General features: G+C 38.8%; 17 protein-coding genes and 1 riboswitch. Of the genes, 11 read left to right on the top strand and 6 right to left on the bottom strand.

The features are described from left to right. The first annotated feature begins 29 nt into the window (after positions 1–29). Positions 30–908 (top strand): GTPase Era, encoded by an 879-nt coding sequence (gene era, locus HQN83_RS11205; RefSeq protein ID WP_173090427.1) that lies wholly within the window; start codon positions 30–32, stop codon positions 906–908. A 47-nt stretch (positions 909–955) separates the two neighbouring features. Then, the gene (gene der / locus HQN83_RS11200) at positions 956–2,257 is read left to right on the top strand and encodes a ribosome biogenesis GTPase Der (RefSeq protein ID WP_173090426.1); all 1,302 of its coding nucleotides are present in this window, start codon (positions 956–958) and stop codon (positions 2,255–2,257) included. A gap of 2 nt (positions 2,258–2,259) precedes the next feature. On the opposite strand, the gene HQN83_RS11195 is transcribed toward der, so the two are convergent. Then, complete coding sequence (locus HQN83_RS11195; protein WP_173090425.1) at positions 2,260–3,837, bottom strand: S41 family peptidase; 1,578 nt, start codon at positions 3,835–3,837, stop codon at positions 2,260–2,262. Positions 3,838–3,997: 160 nt separating this feature from the next. Between HQN83_RS11195 and murQ the strand changes: the two genes are divergently transcribed. From murQ to HQN83_RS11165, 6 genes are all read left to right on the top strand, one after another. Then, positions 3,998–4,804: an N-acetylmuramic acid 6-phosphate etherase gene (gene murQ / locus HQN83_RS11190; protein WP_173090424.1), complete on the top strand. Its 807-nt coding sequence runs from the start codon at positions 3,998–4,000 to the stop codon at positions 4,802–4,804. Positions 4,805–4,810: 6 nt separating this feature from the next. After that, complete coding sequence (locus HQN83_RS11185; protein WP_173090423.1) at positions 4,811–5,380, top strand: hypothetical protein; 570 nt, start codon at positions 4,811–4,813, stop codon at positions 5,378–5,380. 48 nt (positions 5,381–5,428) lie between these two features. Beyond that, entirely contained in the window at positions 5,429–6,181 is a 753-nt protein-coding gene (locus tag HQN83_RS11180; protein ID WP_173090422.1) for a Bax inhibitor-1/YccA family protein, read from the top strand. A 335-nt stretch (positions 6,182–6,516) separates the two neighbouring features. Continuing rightward, a riboswitch (SAM riboswitch) is annotated at positions 6,517–6,626 on the top strand. 117 nt (positions 6,627–6,743) lie between these two features. Further along, entirely contained in the window at positions 6,744–10,403 is a 3,660-nt protein-coding gene (gene metH / locus HQN83_RS11175) for a methionine synthase (RefSeq protein WP_173090421.1), read from the top strand. 35 nt (positions 10,404–10,438) lie between these two features. After that, complete coding sequence (metF, locus tag HQN83_RS11170; protein ID WP_173090420.1) at positions 10,439–11,392, top strand: methylenetetrahydrofolate reductase [NAD(P)H]; 954 nt, start codon at positions 10,439–10,441, stop codon at positions 11,390–11,392. Positions 11,393–11,571: 179 nt separating this feature from the next. Then, the gene (locus HQN83_RS11165; protein WP_173090419.1) at positions 11,572–12,006 is read left to right on the top strand and encodes an META domain-containing protein; all 435 of its coding nucleotides are present in this window, start codon (positions 11,572–11,574) and stop codon (positions 12,004–12,006) included. A gap of 25 nt (positions 12,007–12,031) precedes the next feature. Here HQN83_RS11165 and thrC read toward each other — a convergent pair whose 3' ends face one another. The 3 genes from thrC to thrA form a co-directional block, all read right to left on the bottom strand. Next, complete coding sequence (gene thrC, locus HQN83_RS11160; RefSeq protein WP_173090418.1) at positions 12,032–13,339, bottom strand: threonine synthase; 1,308 nt, start codon at positions 13,337–13,339, stop codon at positions 12,032–12,034. Positions 13,340–13,446: 107 nt separating this feature from the next. Further along, a complete protein-coding gene (locus HQN83_RS11155; RefSeq protein ID WP_173090417.1) occupies positions 13,447–14,382 on the bottom strand; it encodes a homoserine kinase in 936 nt (311 codons plus the stop codon). Beyond that, positions 14,379–16,826: a bifunctional aspartate kinase/homoserine dehydrogenase I gene (gene thrA / locus HQN83_RS11150; protein ID WP_173090416.1), complete on the bottom strand. Its 2,448-nt coding sequence runs from the start codon at positions 16,824–16,826 to the stop codon at positions 14,379–14,381. Before thrA ends, HQN83_RS11155 begins: the two co-directional genes overlap by 4 nt. A gap of 294 nt (positions 16,827–17,120) precedes the next feature. On the opposite strand from thrA, the gene rsgA reads away from it, so the two are divergent. The 3 genes from rsgA (at position 17,121) to HQN83_RS11135 (ending at position 19,138) form a co-directional block, all read left to right on the top strand. Beyond that, on the top strand, positions 17,121–18,041 hold the full coding sequence (gene rsgA / locus HQN83_RS11145) for a ribosome small subunit-dependent GTPase A (RefSeq protein WP_173090415.1): 921 nt from the start codon (positions 17,121–17,123) through the stop codon (positions 18,039–18,041). A 5-nt stretch (positions 18,042–18,046) separates the two neighbouring features. Continuing rightward, complete coding sequence (dtd, locus tag HQN83_RS11140) at positions 18,047–18,499, top strand: D-aminoacyl-tRNA deacylase (RefSeq protein ID WP_173090414.1); 453 nt, start codon at positions 18,047–18,049, stop codon at positions 18,497–18,499. 312 nt (positions 18,500–18,811) lie between these two features. Continuing rightward, positions 18,812–19,138, top strand: a complete 327-nt coding sequence (locus HQN83_RS11135) for a nucleotide pyrophosphohydrolase (protein WP_173090413.1) — start codon at positions 18,812–18,814, stop codon at positions 19,136–19,138. 216 nt (positions 19,139–19,354) lie between these two features. Here HQN83_RS11135 and HQN83_RS11130 read toward each other — a convergent pair whose 3' ends face one another. Both HQN83_RS11130 and greA read right to left on the bottom strand, forming a co-directional pair. Continuing rightward, positions 19,355–19,756 (bottom strand): HIT family protein, encoded by a 402-nt coding sequence (locus tag HQN83_RS11130; RefSeq protein WP_173090412.1) that lies wholly within the window; start codon positions 19,754–19,756, stop codon positions 19,355–19,357. 11 nt (positions 19,757–19,767) lie between these two features. Next, the gene (gene greA, locus HQN83_RS11125; RefSeq protein WP_173090411.1) at positions 19,768–20,241 is read right to left on the bottom strand and encodes a transcription elongation factor GreA; all 474 of its coding nucleotides are present in this window, start codon (positions 20,239–20,241) and stop codon (positions 19,768–19,770) included. Between the last annotated feature and the right edge of the window lie 37 nt (positions 20,242–20,278).

Genomic DNA, 20,278 nt, shown 5'->3' with positions numbered 1-20,278 from the left:
GGTGCAAATTTATTTTAAAAAATATTTTTATGTCGCATAAAGCAGGTTTTGTAAGTATCATAGGTAAGCCCAACGTGGGCAAATCAACCTTAATGAATGCCCTGGTGGGCGAAAAACTTTCGATCATTACTCCGAAAGCCCAAACAACCCGCCACCGTATTTTAGGAATTGTTAATGAAGAAGATTATCAAATAGTTTTTTCTGACACCCCGGGCATCATAAAACCAAGATATGGTTTGCAAGATTCTATGATGAGTTCAGTAAAGGGAGCATTAACTGATGCCGATCTTATACTCTTTGTTACCGACATTAATGAACAACACGACGAGAATGATGTATTAGAAAAAATCATCAACACTACTATCCCGATGATTGTGCTGATCAACAAGATTGATAATGCGACTCAAGAGCAGGTAGAGGAAAAGTCGGCATACTGGCAGGAAAAATTAAACCCAAAGCATATATATGCTATTTCTGCGCTTCACCAATACAATCTTGAAGGCATTCTTACCATGATTTTAGACCATTTGCCAGAACATGCACCTTTTTATGATAAAGATGACCTTACAGATCGTAACCAAAGATTCTTTGTTTCTGAGATCATCAGAGAAAAGATTTTCAACAACTATCAGAAAGAAATACCTTACAGTACAGAGGTCGTAGTTACTTCCTTTAAAGAAGAAGAAAATATCACAAGAATCAGCGCTGAAATCATTGTAGAGCGTGATTCTCAAAAAAACATACTAATAGGTAAAGGAGGCGCAAGCCTGAAGAAAGTTGGGACTGAAGCACGTAAGGATATTGAGAAATTTTTAGATCAAAAAGTCTTTCTTGAAACCTTTGTAAAAGTAATTCCAGACTGGAGAAGTAAAAAGAACTACTTAAAAAGTTTCGGGTACGAAAATTAAGCTTACCTTTGCAACCCCTTAATAATTAATACAATTCACAACACAATATGAGCAATATTATCGCAATCGTCGGAAGACCAAACGTAGGCAAATCTACCCTTTTTAACCGCTTAACAGAAAGTCGTAAAGCTATTGTTGATGATTTTAGCGGCGTAACCCGTGATCGTCACTACGGCTCGGCTGAATGGACAGACAGACAATTCACTGTAATTGACACAGGGGGTTACGTAGCAAACTCTGAAGATGTTTTTGAAACAGCAATCCGTGAACAAGTAATTATTGCTATCGAAGAAGCAAGTGTATTACTATTTATGGTTGATGTTACAACAGGCATTACAGATCTAGACGACGAAATAGCACAATTACTTAGAAGAAGTAAAAAGCCAGTATTTACAGTAGTAAATAAGGTTGACAATACCCAGTTACAAAACGAAGCTTCTGTATTTTACGGATTCGGTCTTGGAGAAATCTACCCTATCTCGTCTATGACTGGATCAGGAACAGGTGATCTTCTTGATGATGTTGTAAAAAACTTCGAGGATCTTCCTGAAGAAGAAAACACGCTTCCTAAAATCACTATAGTAGGTAGACCAAACGTTGGTAAATCATCATTAATCAACGCATTGATCGGTAAAGACAGAAACATTGTTACCCCAATTGCTGGTACAACCAGAGACTCAATACATATTCATTACAACCAATTCGGGCATGAATTCATGTTTATTGATACTGCCGGTTTACGTAAAAAAACCAAAGTAAAAGAGAACATTGAGTTTTATTCTGTAATGCGTACAATTAAAGCATTAGAAGAAGCCGATGTAGTTATCTTGATGGTAGATGCAACTGAAGGTTTAGAATCTCAGGACGTAAACATTTTCCACCTTGCAGAGAAAAACAAGAAAGGTATCGTAATTCTTGTAAACAAGTGGGACTTAATTGAGAAAGATAGCAAAACTGTAAAAGCATTTGAAGATCAGATTCGTCAGAAATTGCAACCATTTACGGATGTGCCAATTGTTTTCACCTCAGTAGTAACTAAACAACGTATTTTCCAAGCTATCGAAACCGCTTTAGAAGTACATAAAAACAGAGGCAAGAAAATACCTACCTCTAAATTAAATGATGTAATGTTGCCGATCATTGAAAACTATCCGCCACCAGCATTAAAAGGTAAATACATCAAAATAAAATACATCACACAGATCAACGGAACATCTCCAATGTTTGCTTTCTTCTGTAACTTACCTCAATACATCAAAGAACCTTACAAAAGGTTTATTGAGAATAAGCTTCGTGAACATTTTGATTTTAGCGGGGTACCAATCCAGATTTATTTCAGACAGAAATAAGCTTATTGCAAGCTTGTTAATGCCTGTTTTACCATAGCATCACTTAGGTTAAGCGCTTTATAATAACCCGCATCACCTAAGTGATACTTACATAAAAGCACCTTCATATCATTCAAGATAAGCGGCTTTGCCGAAGCAAGCTGTCTCTGGTCAACAATTATATTACGGTTCTGGATATATTTTACCAGATCGCGGTAATCTACTTCACTTACATTAAAGGTTGCCAAATTCTGTTCAATAAATGAAGCGGAATATCTACTAGCCAAAATATCGTAAACAAAATCAAGCAATACTCTTTTTGAGGCCAGAATGCTATAACATTTATTATAACCAACAGTATCCATTTTCACATAAATATCAGGCTGAATACCTCCGCCAACATAGGCCCTGCCTTTCACACTGTCTTTTTTAACCAATCTTTTTGAAGTAAGCTCTCCATCATTGAAACGATTTTCTATCTCATCCTGATAAGCTTTATACCCGTCTTTATATGATTTTTGTATACTTCTTCCTGATGGAGTATAATAACGAGCAATTGTTAGGTTTAATGCTGACCCATCAACAAAAGGAAACTGTTCCTGAACCAACCCTTTACCAAAAGAGCGGCGACCAATTATAAGCCCCCTATTAAGATCCTGTACCGCACCGGCAAGGATTTCGCTGGCTGAGGCTGTATTCTCATTGATAAGAACTACAAGCTTACCGTCCTCAAACTCTCCACCACCTGTTGCCACATAATCCGTACGCGGTTCATGCTTGCCTTCTGTATAAACTATCAGTTTATTTTCTTCAAGGATTTGATTAGCCAAACCTGTGGCTGCAGTTAAATACCCACCGCCATTATCACGAAGGTCAAGCACTAGTTTTTTCATCCCTACCGCTTTAAGCCCCCTTATTGATTCCACAAAGTCACTATCCGTATCCGAACCAAACTTACTGATTCTCAAATAGCCAACATCATTATTCAGCATATACGAAGCATCGATACTACTCACCCTCACCCTATCACGTTTTACGGTAAAAACAGCGGCCTGCGCATTACCCGGATGCACAATAGTTAGTTTCACGGCAGTCCCCTTTCGTCCTTTGATCTTACCAATCATCTGATCTCTGGGCAAAGCTTTACCACTAACAAAAATTGTATCCACTTTAAGAATTCTATCACCTTGTCTTATTCCCGCTAAAAATGCAGGTCCATCTTTAATTACATTAGTAACCAACAAAGAATCATTCAAAATATAATATTCGATACCGATGCCTTCAAAATTTCCGCTTAGTGTTTCAGCAAATTCACTTGCCTTAGCAGGAGGAAGATATACACTGTGAGGATCTAGCTTATGCAATAAACTATCAATAGGAAGATTATTTAAGCTATCTGGGTTAACCTCATCAACATAATTCCTATTAATGATGTGAAGAATCTCATCTACTTTCTGTGCATTATTATCTGCCACATAAGTAGTTTTCTGAAAGCTATAGCCCTGGTCTTTCAAGAACTTATAGCCCAAAAACATACCACCTATTAAAGTTACAGAATAAGTTAATGCAATTAGGAGATTATATTGGGTATTCTTTTTCATTAGTAAAGGCACTGTAAAGGTATAAAATTACACGGGGATATATAGCAAAATTCGGGAGAGTTTATCAGTAAATATGTGCGATTTTCGCTATTTACAATTGATTTCCCCTATTATTTCTAGTTTAACAAGAAAATCGCCAATTTTAACAAAAAATAGAACAATGATAAGAGTAACCGAGCAAGAATCAGCCTACAATGATATTGATAAAATGTCTGTACTTGAAATTCTGAAGGGTATAAATAATGAAGATAAAACAGTTCCAGAGACTGTTGAAAAAGTAATCCCACAAATAGAAAAACTTGCTACTGCAGTTGCTGAGCGAATGAGGAATGGTGGAAGATTATTTTATATCGGCGCCGGCACTAGCGGTCGACTTGGCGTTGTTGATGCTTCTGAATGCCCTCCTACCTTCGGTGTTCCATTTGATTGGGTTGTCGGCATTATCGCCGGCGGAGATAATGCGATAAGAAGAGCAGTTGAAAATGCAGAAGACGATGATAAGCAAGCATGGATTGATCTGCAGGAATTTAACATTGGCGCTAACGACTGTTTAATTGGTCTTGCAGCTTCAGGAACTACCCCATATGTAATTGGCGGGTTAAGCACTGCCCATAAAAACGGAATTTTAACCGGTTGCATTGTATGTAATGAAGGTAGCCCAATAGCTAAAGAAAGTGATTTTCCTGTTGAAGTTGTTGTAGGCCCTGAATTCTTAACAGGATCTACCAGAATGAAATCAGGAACAGCACAAAAACTAGTGCTAAATATGCTTAGCACTACTGTAATGATAAAATTAGGCCGAGTTAAAGGCAATAAAATGGTCGACATGCAGTTAACCAATCATAAACTGGTAGACAGAGGAGTACTAATGGTAATGGACGAATTGAAAATAGATTATAGCCAAGCCGAAGAGCTACTTATCCGTAATGGCAGTGTCCGCAAAGCTGTAGAATCCTTTAATAAATAACCAACCATGCACGAAATAGAGCCTTATTATCTTTGGAGAGATGATTACATCGCGGCCGAAGATGAGCGTTCTCCATTCTATAATACTGAATACTCGGAGTTTTACTTCGACAAGCAGTTATATAATTTCCTGATACACCCGCAATGGGATGATTTCGGATCAAGCACTATGTACCTCAAGGTACTTTATGCTGATTACGACAGAAATTATGTAATTATAGAACTTATTGGAGAATGGAATGATGCAATTGGAAACGACATTATGCTATTAAAACGCGAAATAATAGAACTAATGATTGATGAGGGTATCAACAAATTCATATTAGTTGGCGAGAACGTATTGAACTTTCATTCTTCTGAGGACAGTTATTACGAAGAATGGTTTCAGGATATTGAAGATGGCTGGATTACAGGCATCAATTTCCAGGAGCACGTGATCAATGAATTCCGCAGCGGTAATATCGATTACTACATTAACTTCGGTGGTGAACTAGACGATATGGCATGGAGAACACTCAAACCATTGCAATTCTTCAAAAAAGTTGAAGAAATCCTGACAAAAAGGCTCGGGGCATAGCTTTTGTTAGAATGAAACAATTAGTATCTTTAAATAAATTTAAAACACATGGATAACAATAATAATTATGATTGGGCACAGAAATCTGTTTTCGTGCAACAAGAGACAGGAATGGTTGCAAAGAAATTCTTTGCAAATGTATTCTTATGGATGTTTGTAGCGCTTGGTTTATCAACACTAGCCGCACTACTTATTTCAACCTCTCCTGCAGCCTTAAGTCAATTAATCAATTTTGAAACAGGCCAAAGAACCATATTAGGCTACATTGCGATGTTTGCACCTCTTGGTTTGGTCCTGATAATGGGAGCAGGTTTTAACCGTCTTTCTTATGGTGCTTTATTAGGTGTATTCGTTTTATTCTCAGTGTTACTTGGAGTAAGCTTAAGCTTTATATTACTAATTTATACTGCTGGTTCAATTGTAGCATGTTTCGCTGCAGCGGCCGGTATATTTGGAATAATGGCTGTTTTAGGCTACACCACAGATGTAGATTTAAGTAAATTCGGCCCTATTTTAATGGTAGGTGTTGCAGGTTTGTTTATTGCAGGTATTATCAACATGTTCATTGGAAGTGATCGCTTTAGTTACATCATGAGCTTCTTCGGTGTTGCAATTTTTACTGCCTTAACAGCATATGATGTTCAGAAATTGAAACGCATTGGTGCTGGTATTGAAGAAAATGGAGATCAAATGGTTGCAACCGACGCTAAGAAATTAGCAATAATGGGAGCATTATCTCTATACCTAGACTTTATAAACATCTTCTTATATTTATTAAGAATTTTCGGAAGCAGAAAATAACAACCTGTTTCTTAAACAATAATTAAAAGAGGCTAATCATCATTAGCCTCTTTTTTTATTCCGCCTTTATTTAATCGTTCGTCATCCTGAGTTCATCTCAGGACCTCGCACTAACAAGGCTTTCCTTCTCTTGAGGGGGCCTGAGATGAACTCAGGATAACGACCCACTGAATGATGCCCCACTGAATGACGAACAACCTTTACTACACGCCCTTTTTTGTTTTATCCCCAAAACAATATTCCGAAGACACTGAATAATTGCATCTTCCGTGAAATTTTATATGCTTTACCTCCCGAATTTTTGGAAATCATTTTTCTTTGTTGCACCTTTGTAATGCTTATAGAGAAAGACGGAGGGATTAGACCCTGCGATGTCTTAGCAACCTGTGCTTACAAGGTGCTACATTCTACTGGAACCAAACCATTGATTCCCGAAAGATAAGTTAAAGTCGACACCTAAACCGGACTTTTCGAATAAGCTTTGTATGTAATGAGTTCGGCACTTGTTTAGGCGTAGCCTCTATCAACTTTAGCTTATTACCTACTCATATTACTATTAAAAATGGACATTAGAGCAGAGTTAGAAAAACGTATCTTGATCATTGATGGTGCGATGGGCACTATGATACAACGTTACGTCCTTTCTGAAGAAGATTTCAGGGGCGAACGATTCAAAGATCATCCGTGTGATGTAAAAGGTAATAACGATTTACTAAACATTACCCGTCCGGATATCATTAAGGCCATTCACACCGAATATTTAAAGGCCGGCACAGATATCATTGAGACCAATACCTTTAGTACCCAACGTATTTCACTGGCCGATTACCAGATGGAAGAGCTTGATTATGAGATGAGCTTTGAAGGCGCTAAAATAGCCAAAGAGGCTGTTAATGAATTCATGGCGGCTAACCCCGACAGAAAATGCTTTGTTGCAGGTGCAGTTGGCCCTACCAACAGAACATTATCAATTTCCCCAGATGTAAACGACCCTGGATATAGGGCACTTACTTTCGATGAATTAGTTGATGCTTATTACGAACAAATACGCGGATTAGTTGATGGCGGTTCAGACCTGCTGTTAATCGAAACCATTTTTGACACCCTAAACGCAAAGGCTGCCATATTTGCCATTAAAAAATATGAGGATGTAATTGGTCGTAAAATAGAGATTATGATCTCTGGAACCATTACAGATGCTTCTGGAAGAACTTTATCAGGTCAAACTGCCGAAGCTTTCTTAAACTCTGTAATCCACGCCAATCCATTAAGTATAGGTTTCAATTGTGCCTTAGGTGCAAAAGATATGAGACCGCACATAGAAGAACTTTCTGCTAAAGCAGGATGCTATGTTTCTGCCTATCCTAACGCCGGTTTACCGAATGAATTTGGCGCTTATGATGAAATGCCTCATGAAACAGCTCATTTAGTAGAAGATTTCATTCAGCATGGCTTTGTAAACATAGTTGGCGGTTGCTGTGGAACTACTCCTGATCACATCGGCTGTATAGCTGCAAAAGCAAAAAATGTAGCACCTCGTAAAATACCTCAAATAGAACCACACCTGCGTTTAAGTGGTCTGGAACCAGTTACCATAACTCCAGAGAGTATTTTTGTAAACATAGGTGAGCGTACAAACATTACAGGTTCTCCAAAATTCTCAAAGTTAATTTTAGGAGGAGATTTTGAAGCTGCTCTTGCCGTTGCCCGTCAACAGGTTGAAGGTGGTGCACAGGTTATCGACGTGAATATGGATGAGGGCATGATTGATTCAGAAGCCTCAATGACCAAATTCCTTAACCTGATTGCTTCTGAGCCCGACATTTCCAAATTACCAATCATGGTCGATTCGTCCAAATGGACGGTTATAGAAGCCGGATTAAAATGTTTGCAAGGAAAAGGGATTGTAAACTCCATCTCACTTAAAGAAGGAGAAGACAAATTCCGCGAAAGTGCACGCAAAATCATGACTTACGGCGCTGCCGTAGTGGTAATGGCTTTTGATGAGCAAGGACAGGCCGACAATTTTGAAAGAAGAAAAGAGATCTGCAAAAGATCATACGATATTTTAGTTGATGAAATTGGCTTTCCAGCCCAAGACATCATCTTCGATCCAAACATCCTTACCGTTGCAACCGGATTAGAAGAGCATAACAACTATGCGGTAGATTTCATAAACGCTACCCGCTGGATTAAAGAAAACCTTCCTCATGCAAAAGTAAGCGGTGGTGTTTCAAACATTTCCTTCTCCTTTAGAGGAAATAATACCGTTAGAGAGGCTATGCACTCTGCATTCTTATACCATGCCATCAAAGCTGGTTTAGATATGGGAATTGTAAATGCAGGTATGCTTGAGGTTTATCAGGAAATCCCACCAGAACTATTGGTTCTTGTAGAGGATGTATTGTTAAACCGCAGGGATGACGCTACCGAGCGATTGGTAGAGTTTGCAGACACCATCAAATCTAAAGGGAAAGAGATCATTAGGGACGAAGAATGGCGCAAAACCACTGTCGAAGAAAGGCTGTCTCATTCATTAGTTAAAGGAATTATAGAGTACCTTGATGCCGATGTTGAAGAAGCACGTCAGAAATATCCTAGGCCAATTCAGGTAATTGAAGGCCCGTTAATGGATGGAATGAACATTGTAGGCGATCTATTTGGAGCTGGTAAAATGTTCTTACCTCAGGTTGTAAAATCTGCCCGCGTAATGAAAAAGGCTGTTGCTTACCTATTGCCATTTATTGAGCAGGAAAAGCTTGATAACCCGGATCAGGATCAGAATTCATCTGCAGGCAGAGTATTAATGGCAACTGTAAAAGGTGACGTACACGATATCGGAAAGAATATTGTAGGTGTAGTTTTGGCTTGTAATAACTTCGAAATCGTTGACATGGGCGTAATGGTTCCTGCACAGGAGATCATTAAAAAAGCCAAAGAGATAAACGCTGATATTATTGGATTAAGTGGCTTAATCACCCCTTCTCTTGATGAAATGGTACACTTTGCCAAAGAAATGGAGCGTGAAGGGTTCACCATTCCTTTGATTATTGGTGGTGCTACCACTTCAAGGATCCATGCCGCTGTTAAAGTTGCGCCTAACTATTCTGGCCCAGCTATACATGTGCTTGATGCTTCAAGAAGTGTAACGGTATGCAGTACTTTAATGAACAAAGATACCCGCGAAGATTACATCAACGGTATTCGCGAAGAATATGATAAGGCTCGTGAGGCTCATTTAAACAAACGCTCAGATAAGCGCTTTAAAACAATTGAACAAGCCAGACAAGACAACTTTAAGATAGATACTGCATTAGTTGCTCCTACCCCGTCATTTACAGGAACAAGAGTATTTGAGAACTATCCTCTTGAAGAACTTGTGTCTTACATCGACTGGACTCCTTTTTTCCAAACCTGGGAGTTACGTGGCAGTTATCCTCGTATCCTTGAAGATAAAGTTGTTGGTGATGAGGCTAAAAAGCTTTTTAATGATGCAAAAGCATTATTGAAAAAGATTGTTGACGAGAAACTACTTACAGCAAAAGCTGTAATAGGTTTCTGGCCTGCACATGCAAAAGGCGATGATATTGTGCTTGATGTAGAGGGTAAAGAGGTTGTAATTCATACATTACGCCAACAGGCTGAAAAGGTTGCCGGTCAACCTTACTATGCATTATCAGATTTTATTGCTCCAAAGGAAACCGGTGTTCCTGATTATTTTGGTGGTTTCGCCCTTACTACAGGAATTGGTTGTGATGAAATGGTAGCTGAGTTTGAAGCTAACTACGACGACTACAACAGCATTATGGCAAAAGCATTAGCCGACAGGCTTGCTGAAGCTTTTGCTGAGAAAATGCATGAGCTTGTGCGTAAAGATTACTGGGGTTATGCTAAGGATGAAAGTCTGGACAATGAGGCGCTGATTAAAGAAGAATACGCAGGTATTCGTCCGGCACCGGGTTACCCAGCTTGTCCAGAGCATACAGAGAAAGGCACCTTATTTGAATTGCTTGATGCAGAAAACAGAATCGGCCTACGTTTAACCGAAAGCTATGCAATGCACCCTACCGCAGCAGTAAGCGGCTTTTACTTTGCTCACCCACAATCAAGATACTTTGGCCTTGGTAAAATCACCAAAGACCAGATTGATGATTATGCAGTGAGAAAAGACATGCCTGTAGAAGAAGTAGAGAGATGGTTAAGCCCTAATTTAGCCTATTAATTTAAACCGAACCAACACAATACGAGACCATTACAATGAAAATTATAGATCATATAAAAAACGCTAACGGTAAAACGTTATTCTCATTTGAACTATTACCGCCTGTAAAAGGCAAAAGCATAGAAGAAATTTATAAAGCAATAGATCCGTTGATGGAGTTTAACCCTCCATTTATCGATGTAACTTATCACAGAGAAGACTACATCTACAAGCAACACAGCAACGGCCTATTAGAAAAAGTTTCTTATCGTAAAAGACCTGGTACAGTAGCTATTTGTGCTGCTATCATGAATAGATACAAAGTAGATGCAGTACCTCACCTGATTTGTGGTGGTTTTACCAAAGAAGAAACTGAAAATGCATTAATAGATCTTCAATTTCTAGGCATCGACAATGTATTGGTATTAAGGGGAGATGCCCGCCATGCGGATTCTTCTTTTATCCCAACACCAGGCGGCCATGCCTTTGCCACAGATTTACTTCAACAGGTAACAGACATGAACGTAGGTAAGTATCTTCACGAAGATCATTCTGCATTTAAAACAGACTTCTGTATAGGTGTTGCCGGTTATCCAGAGAAACATTTTGAAGCTCCTAATTTGAAAGCTGACTTTAAATATCTGAAGCAAAAAGTAGATATGGGCGCAGAGTTTATTGTAACCCAGATGTTTTTTGACAATAGCAAATACGTAAATTTTGTGCAGCAATGCAGAGAGAACGGCATCAATGTACCGATCATTCCGGGTTTAAAACCGATCACCTCATCTAAGCAATTAATCAGTTTACCAAAGGTATTTCATATCGATCTTCCTGAGGAATTAACTGAAGCGGTCCAGGCATGTAAAGACGAAAAGCAAGTAAAAGAAGTAGGGATAGAATGGATGATACAGCAATGCAAAGAGCTGATTCAGGTTGGTGCACCTGTATTGCATTTCTATACAATGAGCAATCCAGAACCTACTAAGAAAATAGCACAAGCTATATTTTAAGTTTAAAAGGCAATACCATTCCCCCGTCATCCTGAAATAAGTTCAGGATGACGGGGGAATAATAAAAGAGCTTTCCCAAAGTACCGGATCCCCCATCTCCCCCCCCCGATTAAACCTTAACATTCCTGTTTTTAAATTAGTCTTTGTACCTTTAAGGTGACAACATTAATTCTGATGCTATGAAAAAACTGATGATACTTACACTTGTAATTACAAGTGCACTTGCTGGCTGTACTACCATGAAATCCGGAACAATAGGAACTGGTGGCTTATCTCAATTAAGTGGAACATGGGAGCTTAACTATATTTCTGGTCCAAGAATAGCATTTAACGGCTTATATCCGGGTAAAAAGCCCACTATCAAATTCGAAATAACAGAGAAAAAATTCAGTGGCAACACCAGTTGTAACTCTTACTCTGGAGCACTCGTTGCCGATGATACAAACATTAATTTCACCTCCCCGTTTGCAATGACAAAAATGGCTTGTCCTGGCGAAGGCGAATCAACATTCCTGGAAATGCTTAAGAAAGTTGGCACTTATGCAGTAACTAGCGACACCACCCTTAACTTTATGATGGGTGATATCGCTATTATGAGATTTAGTAAAAAGTAGACACTATCTAGTAAATATCCGAAAACTAGTACCTATTCAAATACGCTTTAAAAGATTCATAATCAGTATTCATGTTTTCTGCCTTTTTTGGCTTAGCTAACAGATCTTTCACCTGATCGGGAAACTCAATCTTTGTTTTGATCCTGTCCGGAAAAACGTCGGGGAATTTACAAGCATGTGCTGTCGAAAGGAATACACCTGTATAATTGATATCAGCATTTTCCAATTTATACTGCTGCAAAGCAAGCCATGCTATTGCAGTATGCGGACAAGCAATATAATTGAACTGCTCATATATCGCATTAATACCTTTCAAGGTCTCTTCGTCAGTAAAACGATAGCTCTGCACAACCTGTTGCAATGCTTCTTTGTCGTTTTTAAACAAATCCATTATCCTTACCCAATTGCTAGGCGCACCAACATCCATCGCATTAGAATAAGTTTGTACAGATGGTTTAGTTTCGTAGACCCCTGTTTCTAAAAACCTCGGAACAGTATCATTCACATTAGTTGCCGCTATAAATTTCTTTACGGGTAAACCCATTTTATAAGCTAAAAGTCCCGCAGCAATATTTCCGAAATTCCCACTTGGTACAGAAAACACTACTTCAGCTTTGCCCTGTCTTTTTAACTGAGCATAAGCATTAAAGTAGTAAAATGTTTGAGGGATTAACCTCGATATATTAATGGAGTTTGCAGAAGTTAATCTTAATTTGGCGTTCAGTTCATCATCAGCAAAGGCTTGTTTTACCAAACTCTGGCAATCATCAAAAGTTCCATTTACTTCTAATGCATGAATGTTTTGTCCATTCGTACAAAGTTGTAGTTCCTGTATTTCGCTCACTTTCCCTTTAGGATAAAGGATGGTTACCCTCGTATTGGGAACGCCTAAAAAGCCTAAAGCTACGGCTCCACCAGTGTCTCCAGAAGTGGCGACAAGCACATCAAGGGTTTTCTCATTGTTTTTTAAGAAATAAGCCATAATACGGCTCATAAATCTGGCGCCAAAGTCTTTAAAGGCAAGCGATGGGCCATGAAACAACTCAAGGACTGCGGTATTGTCATCAAGGGCAACTACAGGAGCTTCAAAATTGATGGCATCTTCAATAATGCTTTGAAGATCTTCTTCAGGCATTGCTCCCTTAAGTAAAGCCGAAGCTACTTTAAAAGCAATTTCTGAAAGTGAAAACTGGTCAATGTTATCAATAAATTCTTTATCCAGTTCTGGAATGCTGACAGGCATATATAACCCTTTATCCAAGGGCATACTGTTAAAAACAGCAGTTGCAAAGTCAACACTTAAACTATGGTTATTTGTACTGTATAATTTCATTTTGTTTGGTCATGTTTTAAGTTGAATCATCTAAGACGGCCGTCGTTTAATTTGCTCGTCCTGGATTTATTTCAGGATGACGACATGTCTAATTATTAAATACTCCCTTAATCCAATATAATTGGCCCCTTTTTATTTACTTCCGAAACAAAAGACAAACTGTTTATAGAAATACTCTGCAAATGCTGCTTTAACTTTTCGGTGATTTTATTTGCCGTATCCGCGTCTTTTGTAAGTGCAAATACCGAAGGCCCAGAGCCCGAAATACCAAACCCTACAGCTCCGGCTTTCATGGCAATGGTACGAAGCTTATAAAAATCAGGGATTAAGATAGAACGAGTAGGCTCGACAAGTATATCTGTCATGCTTCTTCCTATCAAGTCATAATCTTTCATAAACAAACCACTAACCAGTCCGGCTACATTTCCCCATTGGGTAACTGCGTCCTTTAACAACACTTTAGAGCGGATCATCTGACGCGCATCTTTTGTCGGCACATCAACCTCAGGATAAACTATTGCCGCGTGCATGTCCTCAGGAAAAGGCAAACTAATAATGTCTAAAGGCTGATAACTCCTGATCAACACAAAACCACCCATAAGTGCAGGTGCAACATTATCTGCATGACCATAACCACAAGCCAATTCCTCGCCTTTCATCGCAAAAGGAACCAGTTCTTTATTGGTCAACAAATTACCCAACAACGAATTTATGGCGAACAAACCAGCCACCGTACTAGCCGAACTTGACCCAAGTCCACTGCCTATTGGCATCTTTTTATGAAGCTCAATATCAACACCTAAATCAGGTTTCCCTATGTGATTCAAGTAATGTTGTACACTGGCACTTACTGTATTTTTTGTAGGATTTAATGGCAACTTACCATCATCACCTGTAATTTTCGAAATATTGATACCCTTACCTTCAGTAAGGCTCATAATCACCTCATCACCCGGCTGATTTACCGCAAAACCCAAAACATCATATCCACAAACCACATTTGCAACAGTAGCCGGGGCAAAAACTTTTATAGAATTTCTCATCGTTTACCTACGTTTATGATGTCAGCAAATACACCTGCAGCAGTTACTTCTGCACCTGCGCCAGGTCCTTTAACTACTAATGGCCTGTCTTTATAACGATTAGTTGTAAACGAGATAATGTTATCACTACCCGAAAGCGTATAGAAAGGATGATCCTCATCAACCATTTGTAAGTTGATAGATACCTTTCCACCTTCAAGCTTACCAATATACCTAAGTACTTTATTGTCTTTAATCGCCTGATTTTTCAAACCCTCAAAGTATGCTGAGTTATTTTTCAATTCTTTATAAAAATCGGCCACGCTTTCTGCAGCCATACACGAGGGAGGTAACATATTTTCCAATTCAATATCTTTTTCTTCCAATGCATATCCGGCATCACGGGCCAGAATAAGCATTTTACGCATAAAGTCTTTACCGTTGAGATCGTCTCTTGGATCAGGCTCAGTATAGCCCTTTTCCTGAGCTTCTTTTACCACCTCATGAAACAGAACACCATCTTTATAGTTATTAAAGATGTAAGAAATAGTACCCGATAAAATAGCCTCAATGCTACCTACCTTGTCACCACTTAACATCAAATCTTTAAGTGTGCGGATGATTGGCAAACCTGCACCTACATTCGTTTCATAGAAAAAGTCGACGCCATACGTTCTTGCTGCTTTTTTAAAGGCTGCATATTGTTCGTAATCTGCCGAGTTGCCCAGTTTATTACAAGTAACCACAGAAATGCTCGATTGCAATATATCCAGATAAAACTCAACCGGATTATGACTTGCAGTATTGTCAACAAACACACAGTTTGGAAGATTCATCGCTTTCATTCGTCTGATAAAATCAGGCAAACTTGCTTTGGTCTCCTGGCTATTTAAATCCTCTTCCCAGGTATTAAGATCGATACCCCTTGGATCGAGATACATTTTGCGGGTATTACTTACTCCCATAACTTTAACTTGCAGATCGTTATTATCGGCAAGGAAAGGCATCTGATCCTGAAGCTGTTTAAACAAGGTTTTCCCTATGTTTCCGGTTCCAAGACAAAATATATGCAACGTTTTCTTAAGGTCAGCATAAAATGCATCATGTATCGCATTTACGGCTTTAGACAAATCGGTTTTTGAGATAATTACCGAAATGTTGTACTCCGAAGAACCCTGGGCAATAGCCCTAACATTTACACCGTTACGACCAAGCGCACTAAACAACTTGCCCGACATACCCGGTGTACGTTTCATGTTTTCACCAACTATTGCTACAACAGACAAACCGTTTTCTACCTCAGGATATTCCAGTTTTCTGGCCTGAAGCTCCAATTCAAACTCTTTATTAATTAACGACAATGCTTTTAAAGAATCAGCCGGTTTCACCGCAAAAGTAATGCTGTGCTCAGATGACGATTGAGTAATCAACACAACGTTAACCTGCTCACGAGAAAGCATAGAGAACAGCCTACCACTAAAGCCTGCTTTGCCCACCATGCCGCTTCCAGACAAGTTTAAAACGCTGATCTCGTCAATCGATGAGATTCCCTTTATCGGAAGGTTCGAAGGGCTTACACCGTGTTTAATATATGTTCCTGCAAAAGCAGTATTGAATGTATTTTTAATTACAATCGGAATCTTCTTTAAAAAGGCAGGAATCATTGTTGGAGGATAAATTACCTTTGCACCAAAGTAAGATAGCTCCATTGCCTCTGTATAGCTTAATTCAGGTAATGAAAAAGCTTTTTTAACGATACGTGGATCAGCAGTTAGCATACCATCAACATCAGTCCATATCTGTATTTCAGACGCATTTAAGGCTGCACCCCATATTGCGGCTGTATAATCGCTACCACCACGACCAAGCGTAGTAACGCGTCCCTCATCATTACTCGAGATGAAACCTGTAACAAACAACATTTTGTTGTTGTTGGCTTCGTAAAAATCATTGATGAGCATCTCGGTCATGTAAGTATTTACCTTAGCCTGGCCAAAATTACTGTCCGTTTTGATCAACTCAGCTCCGTCCACATAAAGTGCATCAGGAAATTGTCGCTTAGCAATATGACTAATCATTACCGTAGAACAGCGCTCTCCGTAGCTAAGAATCAAATCTCTGGTTTGAGCACTAAGCTCACGAAGATTATATACCGATTGTAAAATATCTTCAAGCTCATTGAAATAAATTTTAAGCTTAGTAAGCACCGGATTTTGTGCTCCTGCAGGTAATAAAGTTCTAATTACCTTAAAGTGTTTCTCCTCAACAAGTTTCAATGCATCGCCGTAGTCTCTTAAGTTCCGGGCATTTTCCGCCATGTCAAGTAATGCGTTGGTAACACCGCCCATTGCTGATAAAACTACTATAGGGTTCTCATCTCCCTGTAGTGGCTTAAGTATCTCTATCAAAGCGCTTATGCTTTCGACAGAACCGACTGATGTGCCTCCAAATTTTAAAATATTCATAGTTGTTGGTTATAAAAAAAGCGCCTTCCCGGTTTAGAGGAAGGCGCTTTTCGTGGTTTTTATTTTTTTCAGTTACACCATTAGCTTACCTTCCTCCGAGAAATTCCGGTGGTTGTGGTAGTGGTTGTAATTGTTGAGTTCATATACATTGTATTTTTTACACTTACTGTGCTATGGTGTAAAGTAAAGTTATATTTTTCTAATTAGCAAATGATTAGAAAAATATTTTGGGTTATCTATTGAAAGAAGTACATAGTAAGTACTAAATACAATTCCTTACCTTTACACCTTTATATGCAAGGATTAGTAATTAAATCAACAGGAAGCTGGTATCAGGTACATGCAGAAAATGGCACCGATTACGATTGCCGTATTAAAGGTAAGTTCAGAATTCAAGGTATTCAGACCACAAATCCCATTGCGGTTGGAGATCAGGTAGACTTTGAGCTTGAACCAAATTCGGATAACGGGGTCATCTATAAACTGCACGACAGAAAAAATTACATTATCCGTAAGTCGATCAATTTATCCAAACAGGCGCAAATTATTGCGGCAAATATGGATCAGGCTTTCCTAGTGGTTACACTTGCCTCTCCCCGTACCTCTTTGGGTTTTATTGATCGTTTTTTGGCAACTGCCGAAGCGTATTCTATTCCCGCAGTATTAATTTTCAATAAACTGGATCTCTTTAATGAGGATGGCTTAGCTATTTTGGCAGAGTACGCTGCTATTTACGAAAACATTGGCTACCCATGCTATACCGTATCTGCTATAGAAGGCACCAATATCCCTCAAATAGAAAGCTTGCTTAAAGATAAAACAACCTTATTTTCGGGACACTCCGGCGTAGGAAAATCAAGTTTAATTAATGCCTTACTACCCGGCAGAAGTATCAAAACCGGCGAAATATCTGAAGCCAGTGATAAAGGTCAGCATACAACCACTTTTGCTGAAATGCATACTTTACCTTTCGGAGGCTACCTTATCGATACCCCCGGCATCAGAGAACTGGGCATATTTGACATCAGGCCAGAAGAGCTTGGTCATTATTTCAGAGAGATGAGAGATTTGATGCATGAATGTAAATTCAATAATTGCCGACATGTAAATGAGCCTGGATGCGCAGTTATAAAAGCAGTCGAAAGCGGTGAAATAGAGATCAGCAGGTACGAAAGTTACCTTAGTATTTACAACGGAAACGAAACAAGAGCTTAGTTTTTATGAGAGCTGTTATCCAAAGAGTTACCGAAGCAAACTGTAAGGTAGACGGCAAAACAACAGGCACTATTAACGATGGTTTCCTGGTTTTGTTAGGCATTGAAGATGCTGACACACAAGAAGATTTAGAATGGTTGGCGCAAAAAATAGTCAATATGCGTGTTTTTGGAGATGCCGACGGACTGATGAATAAAGCACTTGCTGATATTGACGGAAATATTTTGCTGATTAGCCAATTTACGCTATTTGCATCTACCAAAAAAGGCAACAGACCTGGCTTTACAAGAGCTGCAAGACCTGATAAGGCAATCCCTCTATATGAAACAATGATTAAACAGTTATCTTCCTTACTAAATAAGGAAATTCAAACTGGAATATTCGGTGCGGACATGAAAATAAGTCTGGTAAACGACGGCCCGGTCACCATTACCATCGACACCAAAAACAAGGAGTAACTTTTCCTGTAACACATCTTAAATTTACTTGGGTTTTGGCTAGAGTCAGTCCACGGTGAGTCCACGTTTTGCTAGAAAAAAGGTGGGCTCACCGTGGATTGAATCTTTAGTCACTGTAGACTAACTTAAGCCGGCATCCAAATCAATTCTAGACTGCTATTAATCTTTTTCACATTAACAGTATTAATGACGATGGCCCCCACCGAAAAATGAAAAAACCTATATTTGAATTGGTAACTAAAATCAACTCTTAAAAATCCCTGATTTGATATTAATTCACCTAAGAGTAGGGCATAAAAAGACAAAACGATAATGACAATAGAAGAAGCACAGAAAACTGTAGACCAATGGATAAACACTACAGGCATCAGATATTTTAATGAATTAACAAATACTGCCATTTTAATGGAAGAAGTTGGCGAAGTAGCCAGAATCATGTCGAGAAAATACGGCGAGCAGTCGTTTAAGAAAAGCGACGAAGCGGTTGATCTGGGTGATGAAATGGCCGATGTGCTTTTTGTATTGATTTGTCTGGCCAATCAGACGGGCATTGATTTAACAGAGGCATTAGAGAAGAATTTGGTTAAAAAGAACATCCGCGATTCAGAAAGACATAAAAACAATGAGAAGTTGAGGTAAAACGAGACGTTGAAATAAATGGTTTAGGATAGATCAGGTGATATTGTATTCCCTATTTGATTACGCTCCCCCCGTCAGGATGATGAACTTCGCGATGACGACAAATTAGGGATGACGATATCCGCCAAATACACTACCAAAAACATCAACAACTACATCAACAAAAAAAGGCAGCGTTTCTAGACGCTGCCTTTCAGGTATTATAAAATAATGTTTTTAGTCGCGGGTTAGTGCGGCTTTAATTTTAGCTGCGGCTTCTGCTAACTCCTCGTTTGTAGGTTTCAGCTTTTCCTTACTAAAATTCATATCGTTTACGGCATTCATCGGGATTAAATGAATATGTACATGGGGTACTTCAAGTCCGATTACCGCGACACCTACCTTTTTGCAAGGGAAGGCCTCTTTTAATCCTTTAGCTACTATTTTGGCAAATAAAGTTAATCCGAAATAACTTTCGTCATCCATATCAAAGATGTAATCGATTTCCTTTTTAGGGATAACCAGAACATGCCCCATTACTAATGGACTTACATCTAAAAAGGCAAGGAATTCGCTGGTTTCTGCAACTATATGCGCCGGAATATCACCATTAACGATTTTTGAAAATATGCTTGACATGTTTTTGGATTTTATCTTGTGATTTCCAGTATTTCGAATTCGATCTTACCTGCAGGAACCTGAATTTCAGTTTTATCACCAACAGATTTACCTAGCAAGCCTTGTGCGATAGGAGATTTTACAGAGATCTTTCCTGTTTTTAAATCTGCTTCAGACTCGGCCACCAATTGATAACTCATGGTTGCTCCGTTTTTAAGATTTTTGATCTTTACGATTGATAATGCCAGTACTTTAGAAGTATCTAGTTTCGATTCATCAATTAGTCTAGCTGTTGCAAGTGTTGCCTGAAGCTTAGATATTTTGGCTTCATGTAATCCTTGTGCTTCTTTTGCTGCATCATATTCCGCGTTCTCAGAAAGGTCACCTTTATCTCTTGCTTCAGCTATTGCTTTAGATATTAACTGCCTTCCGGTAGTCTTTAAATAGTGTACTTCTTCCTTTAGTCTATCTAAACCATCTTGGGTATAATATGTTACCTCTGTCATAGCTCGTTTATTTTGTTAATTACTCTAAAAAACAAAC

The organism is Pedobacter foliorum (genome assembly GCF_013266735.1).
Taxonomy (GTDB): Bacteria; Bacteroidota; Bacteroidia; order Sphingobacteriales; family Sphingobacteriaceae; genus Pedobacter; species Pedobacter foliorum.
Note: the sequence above shows the minus strand (reverse complement) of the source record. Positions and strands in the feature narration are given on the sequence as shown.

Coding starts and splice junctions, on each gene's coding strand:
- greA (WP_173090411.1), bottom strand. CDS start 20,241: ATGACAGAGGTAACATATTATACCCAAGATGGTTTAGATAGACTAAAG.
- thrC (WP_173090418.1), bottom strand. CDS start 13,339: ATGAAATTATACAGTACAAATAACCATAGTTTAAGTGTTGACTTTGCA.
- HQN83_RS11135 (WP_173090413.1), top strand. CDS start 18,812: ATGACAATAGAAGAAGCACAGAAAACTGTAGACCAATGGATAAACACT.
- der (WP_173090426.1), top strand. CDS start 956: ATGAGCAATATTATCGCAATCGTCGGAAGACCAAACGTAGGCAAATCT.
- HQN83_RS11165 (WP_173090419.1), top strand. CDS start 11,572: ATGAAAAAACTGATGATACTTACACTTGTAATTACAAGTGCACTTGCT.
- HQN83_RS11155 (WP_173090417.1), bottom strand. CDS start 14,382: ATGAGAAATTCTATAAAAGTTTTTGCCCCGGCTACTGTTGCAAATGTG.
- murQ (WP_173090424.1), top strand. CDS start 3,998: ATGATAAGAGTAACCGAGCAAGAATCAGCCTACAATGATATTGATAAA.
- HQN83_RS11180 (WP_173090422.1), top strand. CDS start 5,429: ATGGATAACAATAATAATTATGATTGGGCACAGAAATCTGTTTTCGTG.
- dtd (WP_173090414.1), top strand. CDS start 18,047: ATGAGAGCTGTTATCCAAAGAGTTACCGAAGCAAACTGTAAGGTAGAC.
- metF (WP_173090420.1), top strand. CDS start 10,439: ATGAAAATTATAGATCATATAAAAAACGCTAACGGTAAAACGTTATTC.
- era (WP_173090427.1), top strand. CDS start 30: ATGTCGCATAAAGCAGGTTTTGTAAGTATCATAGGTAAGCCCAACGTG.
- thrA (WP_173090416.1), bottom strand. CDS start 16,826: ATGAATATTTTAAAATTTGGAGGCACATCAGTCGGTTCTGTCGAAAGC.
- HQN83_RS11130 (WP_173090412.1), bottom strand. CDS start 19,756: ATGTCAAGCATATTTTCAAAAATCGTTAATGGTGATATTCCGGCGCAT.
- HQN83_RS11185 (WP_173090423.1), top strand. CDS start 4,811: ATGCACGAAATAGAGCCTTATTATCTTTGGAGAGATGATTACATCGCG.
- rsgA (WP_173090415.1), top strand. CDS start 17,121: ATGCAAGGATTAGTAATTAAATCAACAGGAAGCTGGTATCAGGTACAT.
- metH (WP_173090421.1), top strand. CDS start 6,744: ATGGACATTAGAGCAGAGTTAGAAAAACGTATCTTGATCATTGATGGT.
- HQN83_RS11195 (WP_173090425.1), bottom strand. CDS start 3,837: ATGAAAAAGAATACCCAATATAATCTCCTAATTGCATTAACTTATTCT.